The organism is bacterium (genome assembly GCA_004299235.1).
GTDB lineage: Bacteria > Chloroflexota > Dormibacteria > Dormibacterales > Dormibacteraceae > SCQL01.
In genome coordinates this window covers 71,096-86,140 of the sequence record SCQL01000019.1, presented here as the reverse complement: position 1 = coordinate 86,140, position 15,045 = coordinate 71,096, and the positions used below count along the sequence as shown (strand labels likewise).

Sequence of the window (15,045 nt, the reverse complement as noted above, 5' to 3'; positions counted from 1 at the left end):
GTCTCAGGTTCCTCACTCAGAAGGTCAAGGTTTTGTAAGCCCGGCCGGGGCAGCGTCTTATAGTCGCCTGATGGAATCGCCGCCGGCCCCGGGCTGGACCGGCAAGCACGCCGTCGAGCTCTACGTGCGCACCTACACGACCATGCTCCAGAGCTCGGGGGACATCAAGGTCGAATCCCTGGTCCAGGCCCACCTCGGCATGGGCTCCGTGCTGCACCCGCTGGCCGCCCAGCCCCAGATCGACATGGGAGCGCTCCTGTACGCGGTGCGGCGGCTGCCGGAAGCCATCAGCCGCTGCCGCCACGTCGTCATGGGCCAGAGCCCGCAGGGCTTCAGCGTGGTCCTTCGCGCGGACATCCTGGCGTGGCAGGCGGTCAAGGCGCCGGCCCGGCGGCGCCGCTGGTACCACGACGGCAAGGACACCCTGGCGGTGCTGATCGCCTCGACCTCGGACATCGACGACCTGGTGCCGACGCTCGTCGCCTACCAGATCGAATGGAACAAGCTGCACCGCTCGCTCCAGGGCGTCGAGACCTCCGACGAACAGGCGCGGCTGGCGGCGGGTGCCACCGAGGACGACTGGCGCCGGCTGCGTGACGCGTGGGGCGACGCCTTCGACTCGATCCTCGCCGCCGTCAAGCGCGAGGAGTGCAAGATCGTCCTCCGCCTCATCGGCGGCAGCCACCTGGGTTACGCGCGTAACGCGAGTCGCTGGTGGCTGCCGATCGCGTCGGTGATGCAGGAGATGGGGGCGCGGGACGCGCCGCTATATTTCGTGTCCTCCAACTCGCACAGCCTGGTCAACGTCCTGACCGGCGTCGCCCGCCAGTTCGAAAACGAGATCGTGGACTGGATCGCGAAGAACAACCCGGAGCTCGACGACGAGCGCCGCAAGCTGGAGGCGGGGCACAGCCGCGCCTCGCGCGACAACTGGCTGTACTACGGCGCGCGCCAGGTGTTCGACTCGCATCCCGATCGTGAGCGGTTGCGCCGCCGGCGCGCCGAGATGGAGGCGGCCAACGGCATCCGGCACATCGCCGCCAAGGGGACGGGCGTCGACTCGGCGGCGCAGGTGTTCAAACTCTCCCAGCTCGACCCGGCATCGATCGATCCGCGAATCGGCACAGTGGACGAGCGCAAGCTCCACGCCTCGGATGCGTGCATCCTCAACGTCGACTACCCGCTCGGCCAGGCCGCGTACCACATTCTCCGGCAGGTCGCCGAGCAAGCATCATGGGTGGCGGGCGTGTACGTGCTGGGCAAGGCGGCAACGCTCAACGCGGACGTCGGCGACGTGATGATCCCGAACGTCGTCCATAACGAGCACTCGAGCGACACCTACTGGCTCGACAATTGCTTCACGGCCGCCGACGTGCAGCCGAACCTGGTTTACGGGTCAGCCCTGGACAACCAGCGGGCGGTCACCGTGCGCGGCACGTTCCTGCAGAACCGCGACTATCTCGACTTCTACTATCACGGGCGATACACGGTGGTCGAGATGGAGGCCGGACCCTATCTCGATGCCTGCTATGAGATCGTCCAGCCCGGCCGGTATCCGATCGGCGAGAGCGTCAACATGGCCCAGCTGAACTTCGACCTGGGCATCGTCCACTACGCGTCCGACACCCCCTACACGCAGGCCCGCACCCTGGGGGCTCGCGGCCTGAGCTATCGGGGTATGGACTCGACCTACGCCTCGGCTATCGCTGTCGCGCGGAGGATCCTGCGGCGGGAGGGAGCTCTTCTGCACCAGACCCAGGGCTGACGAACACCACGTGCTGGTGCGGGTGGTTGTGGTCGCCCGCACCGTGGTGGATCTCACCGCACGGGTGACAGCTCTCGACCTGGATGGTCGTGTGTCCGATCGAGAAACGGCCGCACAGCCGGCTCTCCAGGTCGCGGACGACGTGCTCGGCATCGCCCAGCGGGCATTCCCCGATCACGACGTGGCAGCTGAGAGCCGTCTCGTCCGACGACAGCGCCCAGACGTGCAGGTCGTGCATGGCCGTCACGAGCTCGGTGCTCGTGATCTCAGCCGTCACGGCGGCGAGATCGATCTCGCCTGGCGTGCCTTCGAGGAGCAGGTTCACCGTCTCGCGCACGATCCTCCAAGCGCCCCACGCGATCAGGGCCGCGATGCCCAGCGACAGCAGCGGGTCGATGTAGAGCCAGCCGGTGAGCAGGATGACGGCGCCCGCAATCACCACGCCCCCGGAGGCGGCGAGGTCGCCGGTGACGTGGAGAAGCGCCGCTCGCAGGTTCAAGCTCTTCTCGTCGCCGTGCAGGCTGAGGGCGACGAACGAATTGATGGCGATGCCGACCAGCGCGGTGACGATCACCACGCCGCCCTGGACCGGTTCCGGGCTCATCAGCCGGCGAACCGCCTCGTACGCGATGGCGATCACGATCACGATCAAGGTCACTGAGTTGACGAGCGCGGCAAGGATGCTCACGCGGTGGTACCCGTAGCTGCGGCGCTGGTCGGCGGGGCGCTTGGCCTGCTCCACCGCGAACCAGGCAAGGCCGAGCGCAAAGACGTCGGTGAGCACATGCCCGGCATCGGAGAGAAGCGCCAGGGAGTGGGAGATCAGGCCCCCGGCAAACTCGACCGCGAGAATCAGGGCGGTGAGGGCCAGCGCCCGCTTCAGGGTCCGGCCGCGGTCGCTCACGTGCTCCATCGATTCATCCTACCCACCCGCTGCAACGATTCATCCCCCTTCCGCGCGCTTCCGGCGGGGAACCCCAAGGGTGGACGGCGGCCGGCCCTCAGTGCCACCAGTCGTCCCCCCGCTCCAGGTAGCTGAGCAGCATGCCGTGGCGGAGTCCCTGGTGACTGATCCGCAGCTCCGCTAGCCCATACCAATCGAGGAAGAGCAGCAGCGCCTCGATTCCCGCCCGCATCGCCTTGACCCGGTTGACCGGCAGCTCGACCGCCCCGGCCACGTCGGCCGCCCGGCCTCCGTCCAGGCGTGCGGCGCAGGTGAGCAGGTCGGCGGTGGTCAAAACCGAGGGCGGGTGGTGCCGGGTCAGCACGTGGGGCAGGTTGGACGCGGTGCCTCCGGTCGCCACCAGGCGTTCCGCCTCGCCGTCCGGGGCATGGACGAGCTCGCGGAGCGCGGCCTGGCGCAGGCGGGCGCGCTCATCCGGCCGGGGTGGATCCGACAAATAGGTGCTGGACAGCACCCCGGAACCGAGCGGCAGGGTGGCCGCGCGAACCAGCTCACGACCGCGCCCGATCACCACCTCCGTGGAGGCCCCGCCAAGGTCGACCATCGTCCACTCACGCTTGGCTGCGTGACGGCTGGCCACGCCCAGGAAGCTCAGCTCCGCTTCCCGCCGCCCGGAGATGAGGTGGACCGGCACCCCGATCGCGTCACCCGCCTCTTGGACGAAGGCCGGCCCGTCCGACGCCTGCCGGACGGCCTCGGTCGCGCCGGCGATCAGGTGCTCGTACCCATGGCCGCGAGCTTGTGCGAGAACGGAGACCAGGGCTCGGATCGCCTGCCGCTTGCGGGTGCCGATGGCGCCCGTGCGGGCCACGTGCGGCCCGAGCTCCGGCATCTCGACGTAATGGGCGACGTCTTCGAGCCGGCCCCTCACGACGTCGGCCACCAGCGCGTGAACGGTGTTGCTGCCGATGTCGACCGCGGCGAGACGCATAGGTTCCTCACTCTAGAATCTCCCTCGGTGCCACAGAAGAAAGGCGTTCGCGTCGAGCGGGACTCCATGGGCGAGATGGAGGTCCCCGCGGACGCTTACTACGGCGCCTCGACGCAGCGGGCGGTCCTCAACTTTCCGATCTCCGGCCAGCCGTTTCCCCGCCGCTTCATCCGCGCGCTCGGATTGGTCAAGAAGGCTGCCGCCCAGACCAACGCCGGGCTCGGCCTGCTGACGAGGCGGCGGGCGCGCGCGATCAGCGCCGCCGCGCAAGAGGTCATCGACGGCAAGCTCGACGATCAGTTCCCCATCGACATCTATCAGACCGGGTCGGGAACCTCGACCAACACCAACGCCAACGAGGTGATCGCCAATCGCGCCACCGAGATCCTCGGCGGGGAACGCGGCTCGAAGCTGGTGCACCCGAACGACCACGTGAACCTGTGCCAATCCTCCAACGACGTCATCCCGACCGCGATCCAGCTGTCGAGCGCGATGGCGATCGCCGGCGAGCTCATCCCCGCGCTGAGGCAGCTGCTCAAAGCCCTCGAGGCCAAGGGCGACGAGTTCTGGCCGGTGATGAAGACCGGCCGGACCCACCTCCAGGACGCGACCCCCATCCGGCTCGGCCAGGAGTTCAAGGGCTACGCGGGCCAGGTCGAGGAATCCATTCGCCGGGCGCAGGCCGCCGTGGATGAGCTGGTTCGGGTGCCCCTTGGCGGAACGGCCGTCGGCACCGGCCTCAACTCCCACGCCCAGTACGCCCGGATGACCTGCGCCCGGCTGTCGCGCGCGACCGGGTTGAGCGTACGCGAGGCGCGCAATCACTTCCACGCGCAGGCGACCCTCGACGTCCTGGTGGCCGCGCACGGCGCGCTGCGAACGATTGCGTCCAGCCTCTGGAAGATCGGCTCCGACATCCGGCTCATGGGCACCGGGCCCATCGCGGGACTCGGCGAGCTGCGGCTGCCGGAAACGCAGCCCGGATCGAGCATCATGCCGGGCAAGGTCAATCCAGTGATCGTGGAGTCGCTCACGATGGCCGCCGCGCGAGTGTTCGGCAACGACCTCACGGTCACCCTCTGCGGCCAGTCGGGGAGCCTGTTCGAAATGAATGTGATGATGCCGGTGGCGGGAGTCGCGGCCCTCGAGTCGATCACCCTGCTGGCGACGTCAGCGCGCAACTTCTCCGAGCGATGCGTCGAAGGCCTTCAGGCGACCGACCGCGGGCCTGAGCTGGTCGAGCGGAGCCCCATGCTGGCGACAGCGCTCAACCCGGTCATCGGCTACGACGAGGCGGCGAAGATCGCCAAAGAGTCGATCCGCACCGGGCGCTCGATCCGGCAGCTCGCCCGGAGCAAGGGCGTGAGCGAAGCCGTGCTCAACAAGGTCCTCGACCTGGGCAAGATGACCAAGCCCGGCCTCGAAGGACCCGGCGGAGGCGGCTAGGCGGGCAGAACGGAAAAGCGGTGAGGAAAGCGCGCGCGCCCAACCCGCTGCTCCGATTTCGACTTGCGATCGTGCTCCTCGCCGTGGTCATCGTCTGCGGCATCGCCGGTTACATGTTGATCGACGGGTGGAATCTGCTCGACGCGTTCTACATGGTGATCATCACCATCAGCACGGTCGGATACACCGAGGTCCACCCTCAGGCCGCCGCGGGCAAGGTCTTCACCTCGGCGCTCATCGTGGTCGGGGTGGCTACCATGCTGTATGGCTTCGGCGTGTTCGCCGAGACCCTGGCCGACAACGCGTTTGGCAACTACAGGAGGGAGCGCCAGTTGGAGCGCAGGCTGAGCCAGCTCCGCGACCACTTCATCATCTGCGGCTACGGCCGCATCGGGACCCAGATCGTGGCTGAGTTCGAACGGCACAAGGTCCGGTACGCGGTCATCGACCAGACCGAAGAGGCATTGGGACGGCTGCGCGCCGAGGACAGGCTTCACGTCGAGGGCGACGCATCCAGCGAGGACATCCTGAAGCAGGCGGGGATCGAGCGGGCCCGAGGCTTGATCTCAGCGGTGGATTCAGACGAGCGTGCCGTCTACATCACGCTCGCCGCTCGGGCGCTCAGCCCGGAGCTCTACATCATCGCGAGGGGGGGCCGCCCGGAATCGATACGGCGGCTGGAGCTGGCGGGCGCGACGCGGGCCATCTCGCCCTACCTGATGGCCGGGCATCGAATGGCCGAGCTCGCGGTCCGCCCCGCGGTGGTCGACGTTCTGGACACCCTCCATCACCGCGAGTCGGAGATCGGCGTGGAGGAGATGCTCGTCACGGCGGGCATGGCCGCCGCCGGCAAGACCATCCAGGAGTCCGGATTGCTCGACCCATCCGCGGCCAGGTTGCTCGCGCTGCGACGGCGCGACGGATCCTTGCACGTCAGCCCGGACGGCGACCTGCGACTGGAAGCGGGTGACCTGGTCATCGCGTTGGGCTCGGAGAACCAGCTCTTCGCCTCAGCCGCCATGCTCAAATAAATGCCCTCTCCCCTTTGGGGAGAGGTCCGGTGAGGGGGCTGCTGGACCTGGCAAAGGCCAGCCCGCACGCGACGGGGCTGCTGGAACTGGCAAAGACCACCTCGCACGCGACGGGGCTGCTGGAACTGGCTAAGACCAGCTCGCACTCGACGGGGCTGCTGGAACTGGCCAAGACCAGCTCGCACGCGACGGGGCTGCTGGAACTGGCCAAGACCAGCTCGCACGCGACGGGCTGCTGGACCTGGCCCAAGCCGGCAAGCCAGCTGCGTCTAGAGTTTTCGGTGACATGAAATCGCTGGGACGGCGCCCTGAGCTCGTCGCCCTCGGCTCGGTTTTCATCGGCGTGGCGCTGGTGCTGGGCAAGCTCATCGTCGGCCTGCTCACCGGAAGCCTCGGCATCCTGAGTGAGGCGGTCCACTCGACCCTCGACCTGGTGGCGAGCGCTTTCACCCTGATCGCCGTCCGCACCTCGCGCAAGCCCGCCGACTCCGAGCACCCGTACGGGCACGGCCGGGCCGAGAACCTGGCTGCTTTCGCCGAGGGCGTTCTGCTGATGGTCACCGCGGCGGGGATAGCGTTCGAAGCGCTGCGCCGGCTGCTGGTGGGCGGCGGCATCGTCAACCCCGCCGGTTACGCCTTCGCGCTCCTGCTCGCGACCCTGCTGGTCGAGGCAGGCCGGGCCGGCATCCTGCGGCGGGTGGGCCGTTTGGCGGACAGCGAAGCGATGCTGGCCGACGCCACCAACCGGCTCGCCGACGTCCTTGCCACGCTTGGCGTCCTCGCCGGGCTGGTGGGCGTGCGCATGGGCTTTGCCTGGGCGGACTCGGTGGCGGCGCTGCTGGTGGCCGCGATCATCGCGCGCGCCGCCGCGCTGCTGGCCTGGCACTCGGGCGACATTCTCATCGACCGCGCACCGGCTGGAGCCGAGAAGCAGCTGCGCGCCGCCATCCAGGGTGTGAGCGGGGTCCGCGAGGTGAGATCCGTACGCGTGCGCCGGTCTGGGCCCAACCTCATCGGCGACGCCAGCGTCGCGACCGCCCGCATGCTCTCGGTCGAAGCGGCCGGAGCCCTCGCCAGTGACGTCAAGCTCAAAGCCCGCTCGGTCCTGCCCACCCTCGACCTGACCGTGCTCGTCGAGGGACAGGCGCAGCCGAGTGACCTGGTCGAGCGCATCCATGCCGCGGCGGCACGCAACGGCGGCGTGCGCGACCTCCACAACGTGACGGTGGAGCGTGAAGCCGACGGGTCGTTGCACCTCACGATGCACGCGAAACTGCCTGGAGACATAACGCTCGCCAGGGCGACCCGGGCCAGCGCCGGACTAGAGCACACCCTGCGCACAGAGCTGCCGGAGGCCACGCGCATCGACATCCACCTCGAGCCGATGGAGCCGCATCTGGTGGCGGGAGAGGACGTTACCGCGCGACGGGCCAACCTCGCCGCGCGGATGCGCGAAGTGGTCGCCTCGCATCCCGACGTGCAGCGATGCGTCGACGTCGAGCTGAGCGACCGCCACCACCGCATCCATGCGCACGTCGTCGCCGAGGTTTCCGGCCACGTCAGCCTGGAGCATGCGCACCAGATCGAAACCGAGCTGGAGGAGAACATCCGGCGCGCCATGCCAGAGGTCCATGAGGTGGTGGCGCGGGCGACCGCATGAGACCCGGTCGCGAGGAGGACCTGCCCGCCATCCTCGAGCTGTCTGGAACCACACGCGCGCGTTCGACCTGTACGAAATGCTCGGTTTTGAGGTGGCATTCGAGGCTGGGGTCTGGGAAGCTACGTCTCCGTGAAGTTCCGAGCCGGGCTGGCGCTCGCCCTCCTGGCGGGCGCGACCGCCATGGCTTGTGGATCCCCACCCCCGGGCCCTCACATCACAGCGAAGACGGAAAGCAAGCCGCCCGCCCCCATCGCCAGCGCCATCCGCGCGTCGACCCACCTCGGCCCGGCGGGCGCGGCGACCATCGTCTCTCTCAGCTTCGGCCTCAGGGTTCGCCGGCCGGACCTGCTGGCCTCACTCATCGCCTCGGGTCGCACCGTGACGCCGGCCGCGTATGCCGCCGAGTTCGGGCCCGACCCCGCCCTTGTGCGGCGAGCCGTGACGGCGCTGGACGGTGCCGGGCTCCGCGCCTCATGGCGAGAGGGATCGAGCGTGATCGCAGCCGACGGTCCCGCGCCCGTGGCGGCCTCACTGCTGCATATGGATATCGAGGCCTACCGGCGGGCCGACGGCACGACCTTCTACGCGTCGCTGGACGAGCCTCAGCTGCCACCGCCGCTGGCCGTCGTGGCCGGCAGCGTGAGTGGGCTCGACGATTACCACCGGGCCCGGGGCTTGGCGGTCCGCCCAGGCGGACTGACGCCCACGGACGTTCTGGCTTTCTACGACCTCAAGGCGCTGCGGGACAGGGGACTCGACGGGTCTGGTGAAACCATCGTTCTGCCGGAGATCGACGACCTGCCCAACCTCAACGACCTCGACCAGTTCGCCGCCGAGTTCGGGTTGCCGCCTTTCGATCCGATCTTGACGATCAAGCGTGACCCCGGCTGGGGCACGCCGGCAAAACCTCAAGGCGAGACCGTGCTCGACCTCGAGATCATCCACGAGGTGGCCCCCCGAGCGCACCTGGTCGTCTACCTTTCCGCCGCGGACTTCGGGCACGGCGACCGCGCTTTCGACCAGATGGTCACCGATCATCTGGGCTCGATCATCTCCGAGAGCCTCGGCTCGTGCGAGTCCCAGACGCCGAGCGGTCACCGCAACACGTACGCGAGCATCCAGGACCGCGCTGTGGCCGAGGGGATGTCGCACTTCGTCGCCAGCGGCGACAACGGCGCCTACACGTGCGGCCAGGACCAGGATCCCGCGGCCAGTTTCCCGGCGACCCTGCCGACCGTGACCGCCGTCGGCGGCACGAGCGTGTTCGAGTCCCTGCAGGGGGCGTACTTCAGGGAAGCCGCATGGGGGAGCCCCCTCGACGAGAGCGGCAGCGGCGGCGGGCCGAGCCAGTTCTACCCGGTTCCCGATTACCAGAAAAGCGAGGCGGCGGCCGCCGGGCACGGCCTGAGACAGGTGCCTGACGTGGCCGCGGACGCCGATCCGGCGACCGGGTTCCACATCCTCTTCCAGGGCCAGGACGGGCAGGCGGGCGGCACCTCGGCGGCGACTCCGCTGTGGGCCGCGACGGTGGCGCTGATCGACCAGGACCTCAGGCAAAAGGGGCTGCGCGAGACGGGTTTCGCCAACCCCGCCCTTTACTGGATGGGCGAGAACGCATCGAAGCTGCCCGCCAAGCCGTTCCATGACGTGAGCATCGGCAACAACCTCGCCTACGATGCCGGTCCGGGTTGGGACTTCGCGACCGGATGGGGAAGCATGGACGGGGCGGCGCTGGATGCCGCGTGGATCCTCTACATCAAGGGTGGCGGGGCATGAGCCCTTCCGAACGCCGTGGCGGGCGGGAAAAGGACGCCAGTGATAGCGGCGCCCGTCCGCACGAGGCACCGCCGCTAGTCACGTGTCCGCACTGCGCGATGCCGGTGCCTGCCGGCGCATTCTGCGGCCACTGCGGCGCGCACCTCACGTCCGCCAGCCGTTCGCGCCGCCACGCCTTCGCGGCCGTGCCCTCCGAGGCGGTGGCGCACGTGGCCATCATCAGCACGCTGTTCCCGCATCTGCCCCATCGCCGCGGCGGCGCCTTCCGCACCGCGCTCATCGCCGGCATCGCCGCGGTCGTGTTGCTGGCGGCCCTGCACCTGTTCGCTCCGGCCACGGCCGCCGCGACGTTCCTGCTGCCGGCGCTCTACTTGCTGTACCTGTACGAGGTCGAGGTGTACGAGAGCGAGCCATGGCTCGTCATCGGGGCAACGATGGTCGCCGGCGTGGTGCTCGGCTACGCCTTCATCACGTTCGCGGGCGGCGCCGTCGCCCACCTGAACCTCACGGGCGACAGGGAGAACGCTTTCGTGCTCGCCGGCGTGGCCCTCCCCATCGTCGCGCAAGCCCTGATGCTCGCCGGGCCGCTGTTCCTCTTCCTATTGGGAGGCCGGTTTCGCGAGCCGCTCGACGGCCTCACCTTCGGCGCGGCGTCGGCGCTCGGATTCACCCTGAGCAGCTCGCTCGCCGCGTTCTGGCCGCTGATCAACGGCCCGCTGGTCGCGACCGGCGCCCCACTCGATTGGTCCCTCCGGCTGCTCCAGGCGGGCATCCTTGTCTCACTCGTCAACGCCAGCACGACCGCCCTGATCGCGGCATCGGTGTGGCTGCATCGTTACAACCGGCGTCGGGCAGGCCGGCCGTGGGCATCGAGCATCCTTGCGGCCCTGGTCGTCGCCATCGGATCGCAGGTCCTGCTCGCCACGCTCGACCTCGCCCTCCCCGACCTCGTCACGGTGGTGGCGAGCCGCGTGCTGGCGACGGTCGCGGTGCTGCTCTACGTCCGTTTGGTGATCCACGAGGCGCTTCTGGCTGAAGGCGCCGAACACGAAATCGGTCCCGACGGGCCGTGCCCCGAGTGTCACCGGGTCGTGCCGGCGATGACGTTCTGTCCGGCGTGCGGCGCAGCGCGGGCGGCGGCGCCGAAGCAGGGCCGGCCGCGACCGGGCGGGGCCGCCTGATGGCCGCCCAGCCGCGTTTCTGCGGCCGATGCGGCAGCCGGCTCGTCCCCGGCGCCGGGTTCTGCGGTCGATGCGGCGCGGCCCAGGTCCCCCAGGCGATGGCGGCGCCGGCCCCCTACACCTACCCGATGGCCCAGCGCACGGCTTACCCCACGGTGGGCCGGTCCAAGCTCGCACCGATCGCGATCGCCGGCGGCCTGCTCGTGATCCTGGCGATCGCGATGTTGGGAGTGAGCGCGCTGGCGGTGTCTCGAGCCGTCGGGAATCACCCGGCGTGCAAGGCCGGCTGCGGTCCCAAGATCCTCACCCCGCTGCCGGAGTCCAGCACCTACCGCAGCGCGGCGTTCAAGTACGAGGTGGACTACAGCGCGCAGTGGACCGTGCGCAACCAGGACGCCGATGGGATCTCGTTCGGCACCAAGCTCGGCACGCTTCAGGTCACGGGCATGAAGGCCGGCCAGCCTCTCGACTCGGTGATGCGGAGCACGGTCTCGGCCCTGCCCTCGTCCGAGTGGCAGGACGTGAGCCAGGTCTCAGGGTTGAAGGGCGCGCACATCGGCAGCCAGGATGGGATCGGAGCCGTCTACGCCGCGAACCTAATCGGCGCGAACTCGCAGGCGGCCAAGGTGCGGTTTGCCGTCATCGTCGCCAGCCGGCAGGGAGTGACCGTGGTCATCCTTGCCGTCGGGCCGGCCGACCCGAAAAATTCCCCGCACGGCATGCCCGAGGGGCAGGAGTTCGACTACCTGTGCCAGGAGTTCCGCTGGGGCTAGTGCAAAATCGGTGAACGTGGACTCCGAGCTCCTCGCCTTCGCCGGCGTCTCGCTGCTCCTGGCGGTGACGCCCGGCCCTGACATGGCGGTCGTCACCAAGAACGCGCTGGCTCACGGCCGGCGGGGAGTCATCCTGACCACGACCGGCATCGCCCTCGCGCTGTCGATCTGGGTCACCGCCACGGCGGTCGGCCTCTCGGCTTTGCTGCGCACCTCGAGCGAGCTGCTGTTCATGCTCAAAATTGCCGGCGCCGCCTATCTCGCGTACCTGGGCTTGCGCGCGCTCAACGATTCGCGGCGCCGGCCCGCCGACCTCCTGGCCGGCACGCCGCCGCCCGCGCCCGCGCATGCCATCTTCCGGCAGGGATTTCTTTCCGCCCTCACCAATCCCAAGCTGGGAGTGTTCTTCGTCACCTTCCTGCCGCAGTTCGTGGCTCCGGGACAGGCGCTGCTGCCCCGCCTGCTCTTGCTGGGGCTGGTCTTCGCCGTGATCGGATGGACCTGGATGAACGTCTACGGCATCTTCGTCACGCGGATCCGCGACTTCATCACCGCGCCGCGCGTTCGCCAGTGGATGGAACGGGTCACGGGCGTGGTCCTGCTCGGCTTCGGAGCCCGGCTGGCGGTCGAGCGGCTATAGCAGTCCTTCCCGAAATTCGGGCCCACTGGAGCGCGTCAGCGGCCTGCCGCAGGGCGGGAATCTTTAGGCCCACCTGCGGCAATGGCAATCGGCTCACCAAGCAGGATCCCGGCGGGAACTGCAGCGCCACTCCCGGGGTCGCCTGTACCAGCTTTGCCTACGACGCGGCCAACCAGCTGATCGGGATCAACTACAGCGACGGCCTCACGCCCAACGTTTCCGGCATCACCTACGACCTCGACGGGCAGCGAACCGGGCTGGCGGACGGTACGGGCACCAGTGCCTGGAGCTTGGACAGCCTCCACCGGATGGTCAGCTACACCAACGGCAACGGCGCCCAGGTGCAATGGGCTTACAACCTGCGCAACCTGCCGACCACGATCACGTACCCGGGGAATCTAAACGTGAGTCGAGGCTATGACGCCGCCGGTCGCTGGACCTCGGTCCAGGACTGGAACGGCAACCAGACGAGCTTTGGCTACGACGCCAACTCCAACCTGACGACTGAGACTCTCCCGACCGCATCCGGCGTCGTCGACACCTCCACCTTCGATAACGCCGATCGGCTGAGCGCGATCAAGGTGACCAAGGGGCTCGTGCCCCTTTTCACCGCCAACTACACTCGCGACGCCGCCAACCAGTTGACCAGCGACAGCTCGGCTTCGACTGGGGCCGGCTCCTACAAGTACACACCGCTCAATCAGCTCTGCTATGCCGGGGCCGCAAACCTGACCGCCTGTTCCTCGCCCCCACCGAGCAGTATTACCTACAAATACGATGCTGCCGACAACCTCACGCAGACCGGCAGCACCCAGCAGGTCTTCAACAATGCTGACGAGCTGTGCTGGACGGCATCGACGTCGGGTACTTGCTCGACTCCCCCGACCGGCGCGACCACCTACCAGTACGACACGCGGGGAAATCGCACATCGGTCACCCCGGCTACGGGTCAAGCCCAGACCTTGACCTACGACCAGGCGAACCGCCTGACCAAATACGCCGCGGCTAGCACCACAAGCTACGGCTACAACGCCGACGGATTGAGAATGTCCAAAACTGCCACCGCTACCACACAATTCGTGTGGGATATGGCCGCAGGCCTACCGCTGTTGCTCAAAGACGGGACCACGGCCTACGTGTACGGACCTGGCGGGCTGCCGCTCGAGCAGATCAGCGGCAGCGCAACCTACTATCTACACCACGACCAGCTCGGATCCACGCGGCTAGTGACCGACTCATCGGGAACAGGCCAGGCCACCTACACGTTCGATCCGTATGGGAACCTGGTCGCCAGCACGGGAGCACTGACCAATCCATTCCGATTTGCTGGTCAGTATCTCGATCCTGAGTCCGACCTTTACTACTTGAGGGCCAGGTATTACGACCCGGGGACGGGCCAGTTCATGTCTCGTGACCCGATGGTGCGGATCACGCGGCAGGCATATACCTACGCCGGCGATACGCCGCTGAACGGAACAGATCCTGCGGGGCTCGCGTGGTGGAACCAGGCGGCCGCGGCGGTGGTTGGTGGTGTCGGCGCGTTCGTGGGCAACGCGGTCGACAACCTGCACAGCAGCAATCCCGCGCTGGTCGCGCTCGGAGTGGCCGAGTCGGTCGTGATCGCAGCGCCGATTGCCGGCGTCATCTTCGTCGCCGGCGGGGGCGCAGCCGTGGCGGCCGGGATCGAAGCGGTGAGTGGTGCAATAGCAGCGACTTCCGAAGCCGCGGCGGTCTATGGACCGCTTGGTGGGATCTACACCGCGAGAGTGCTGGCTCAGATGAGCCAAGACGACTACCACGGGTTTCCGACCCTGATGGACAGCATGGTCAACGAGAGCGATGCAACTGCGGGAGTCGGGGCCGACGGCCAAGCCTACACGTACGTCAATCTGCCCGGCTTCATCAACGGCTGCTCTGGCACCTACCAGTGGGTCATCAATGGCGCGGGCGAGATCACGCACCGATTCTTCGCGCCGGGAACGTGACCGTGGACATCTCCAGGTTCTTGAACGCAGCGCTTCTCGAGCGGGCCACTCGGTTCTTCACTGGTGAACTCGGGTGGACGCAGAACGACGTGCCAGAGGTTGCAGCCGCAGTTGCCGCCAACGGCTATGCCATCCTCGGCGGCGACGTGTGGACCAAGCGCGAAGACGGCAGGTGGCTGCCCGTGGGTGCTGGGGGGACGTGGGACACAAAACGCTTGCCGTCGGACTCCGACTCTGACTATGTGGCGCGCTCCCTCAAGGCAGCTGTCGCCTATGTGTCGGCGCAGCCGGCGACTGACACCGATGAGCGGCGATATGTGTTGACCTGTGAGAGCCCCGACTTCATGTCCCGAGTCGCCGGTCAGCCGGAACGGGTCGGCTGAAACGAGGTCGTCATCGACGAAATCGGCAGGGGTCAGGAGTCGCGCTTGGGGAGGAAGAAGGGACGGCGAATCGAGTTTCGAACTCAGGCTCGCCTTCAGGCGCTCGACGGCGGTCTTCTATCGCTGTCGGGCGGTGAGCTGCTTGCTCCTGTCGCTGACTGTTTGATCGCCCTCAGCTGACGCGAGTGAGGCGGAGGGCTGCTTCTGCGTGCTGGTGCTGGAGGAGGATGCCCTCGAAGATGAGCATGAGAGCCTTCTTCTCCTCGGGGTTGAGTCGGGCGGCGGCCTCGATCTGTAGGCGAAGGGTGTCGTCGGGGCCGCGTTCCTCTTTATCGAAGATGAGCAGGTCGGCGCTTACCGACAGGGCGACGGCCAGACCACGGAGAACTGATGACGATCGCCGAAATTGACCACCTACGATCGCTGAAACTGACCAGCCGGGTGCTCTGTCAATGGCCATCTCAAAGTCCGCGGTTTTGGCCAACTGAAAGTCCGCACCCAGTGAGGCTT

14 protein-coding genes are annotated in these 15,045 nt (G+C 68.0%); 11 read left to right on the top strand and 3 right to left on the bottom strand.

Annotated elements, in window-relative coordinates; translation table 11 throughout:
• The first annotated feature begins 70 nt into the window (after positions 1-70).
• Complete coding sequence (locus EPN29_05390; protein TAN33709.1) at positions 71-1,765, top strand: hypothetical protein; 1,695 nt, start codon at positions 71-73, stop codon at positions 1,763-1,765.
• Here the strand turns inward: EPN29_05390 and EPN29_05385 are convergent.
• Both EPN29_05385 and EPN29_05380 read right to left on the bottom strand, forming a co-directional pair.
• Entirely contained in the window at positions 1,701-2,678 is a 978-nt protein-coding gene (locus EPN29_05385; GenBank protein ID TAN33708.1) for a cation transporter, read from the bottom strand. The genes EPN29_05390 and EPN29_05385 overlap by 65 nt on opposite strands.
• 88 nt (positions 2,679-2,766) lie before the next feature.
• Positions 2,767-3,660, bottom strand: a complete 894-nt coding sequence (locus EPN29_05380; GenBank protein TAN33707.1) for a hypothetical protein — start codon at positions 3,658-3,660, stop codon at positions 2,767-2,769.
• Between EPN29_05380 and EPN29_05375 the strand changes: the two genes are divergently transcribed.
• From EPN29_05375 to EPN29_05330, 10 genes are all read left to right on the top strand, one after another.
• Positions 3,571-5,106: a class II fumarate hydratase gene (locus tag EPN29_05375; GenBank protein ID TAN33706.1), complete on the top strand. Its 1,536-nt coding sequence runs from the start codon at positions 3,571-3,573 to the stop codon at positions 5,104-5,106. The genes EPN29_05380 and EPN29_05375 overlap by 90 nt on opposite strands.
• A 20-nt stretch (positions 5,107-5,126) precedes the next feature.
• Positions 5,127-6,137, top strand: a complete 1,011-nt coding sequence (locus EPN29_05370; GenBank protein ID TAN33705.1) for a potassium channel protein — start codon at positions 5,127-5,129, stop codon at positions 6,135-6,137.
• 29 nt (positions 6,138-6,166) lie between these two features.
• The gene (locus EPN29_05365; GenBank protein ID TAN33704.1) at positions 6,167-6,427 is read left to right on the top strand and encodes a hypothetical protein; all 261 of its coding nucleotides are present in this window, start codon (positions 6,167-6,169) and stop codon (positions 6,425-6,427) included.
• Positions 6,424-7,797 (top strand): cation transporter, encoded by a 1,374-nt coding sequence (locus EPN29_05360; protein TAN33703.1) that lies wholly within the window; start codon positions 6,424-6,426, stop codon positions 7,795-7,797. Before EPN29_05365 ends, EPN29_05360 begins: the two co-directional genes overlap by 4 nt.
• Before the next feature lie 129 nt (positions 7,798-7,926).
• Entirely contained in the window at positions 7,927-9,573 is a 1,647-nt protein-coding gene (locus EPN29_05355) for a hypothetical protein (GenBank protein ID TAN33702.1), read from the top strand.
• The gene (locus tag EPN29_05350) at positions 9,504-10,754 is read left to right on the top strand and encodes a PrsW family intramembrane metalloprotease (GenBank protein ID TAN33701.1); all 1,251 of its coding nucleotides are present in this window, start codon (positions 9,504-9,506) and stop codon (positions 10,752-10,754) included. Before EPN29_05355 ends, EPN29_05350 begins: the two co-directional genes overlap by 70 nt.
• Entirely contained in the window at positions 10,691-11,527 is an 837-nt protein-coding gene (locus EPN29_05345) for a zinc ribbon domain-containing protein (GenBank protein TAN33700.1), read from the top strand. Before EPN29_05350 ends, EPN29_05345 begins: the two co-directional genes overlap by 64 nt.
• A 16-nt stretch (positions 11,528-11,543) precedes the next feature.
• Positions 11,544-12,167, top strand: coding sequence for a LysE family translocator (locus EPN29_05340; protein TAN33699.1), 624 nt, complete (start codon positions 11,544-11,546; stop codon positions 12,165-12,167).
• A gap of 308 nt (positions 12,168-12,475) precedes the next feature.
• Positions 12,476-14,152 carry a hypothetical protein gene (locus EPN29_05335; protein TAN33698.1) on the top strand — a complete coding sequence of 559 codons (1,677 nt, stop codon included), beginning with the start codon at positions 12,476-12,478 and terminating at the stop codon, positions 14,150-14,152.
• A complete protein-coding gene (locus EPN29_05330; GenBank protein ID TAN33697.1) occupies positions 13,609-14,535 on the top strand; it encodes a hypothetical protein in 927 nt (308 codons plus the stop codon). Before EPN29_05335 ends, EPN29_05330 begins: the two co-directional genes overlap by 544 nt.
• 172 nt (positions 14,536-14,707) lie before the next feature.
• Here EPN29_05330 and EPN29_05325 read toward each other — a convergent pair whose 3' ends face one another.
• Complete coding sequence (locus EPN29_05325; GenBank protein ID TAN33696.1) at positions 14,708-15,019, bottom strand: hypothetical protein; 312 nt, start codon at positions 15,017-15,019, stop codon at positions 14,708-14,710.
• Between the last annotated feature and the right edge of the window lie 26 nt (positions 15,020-15,045).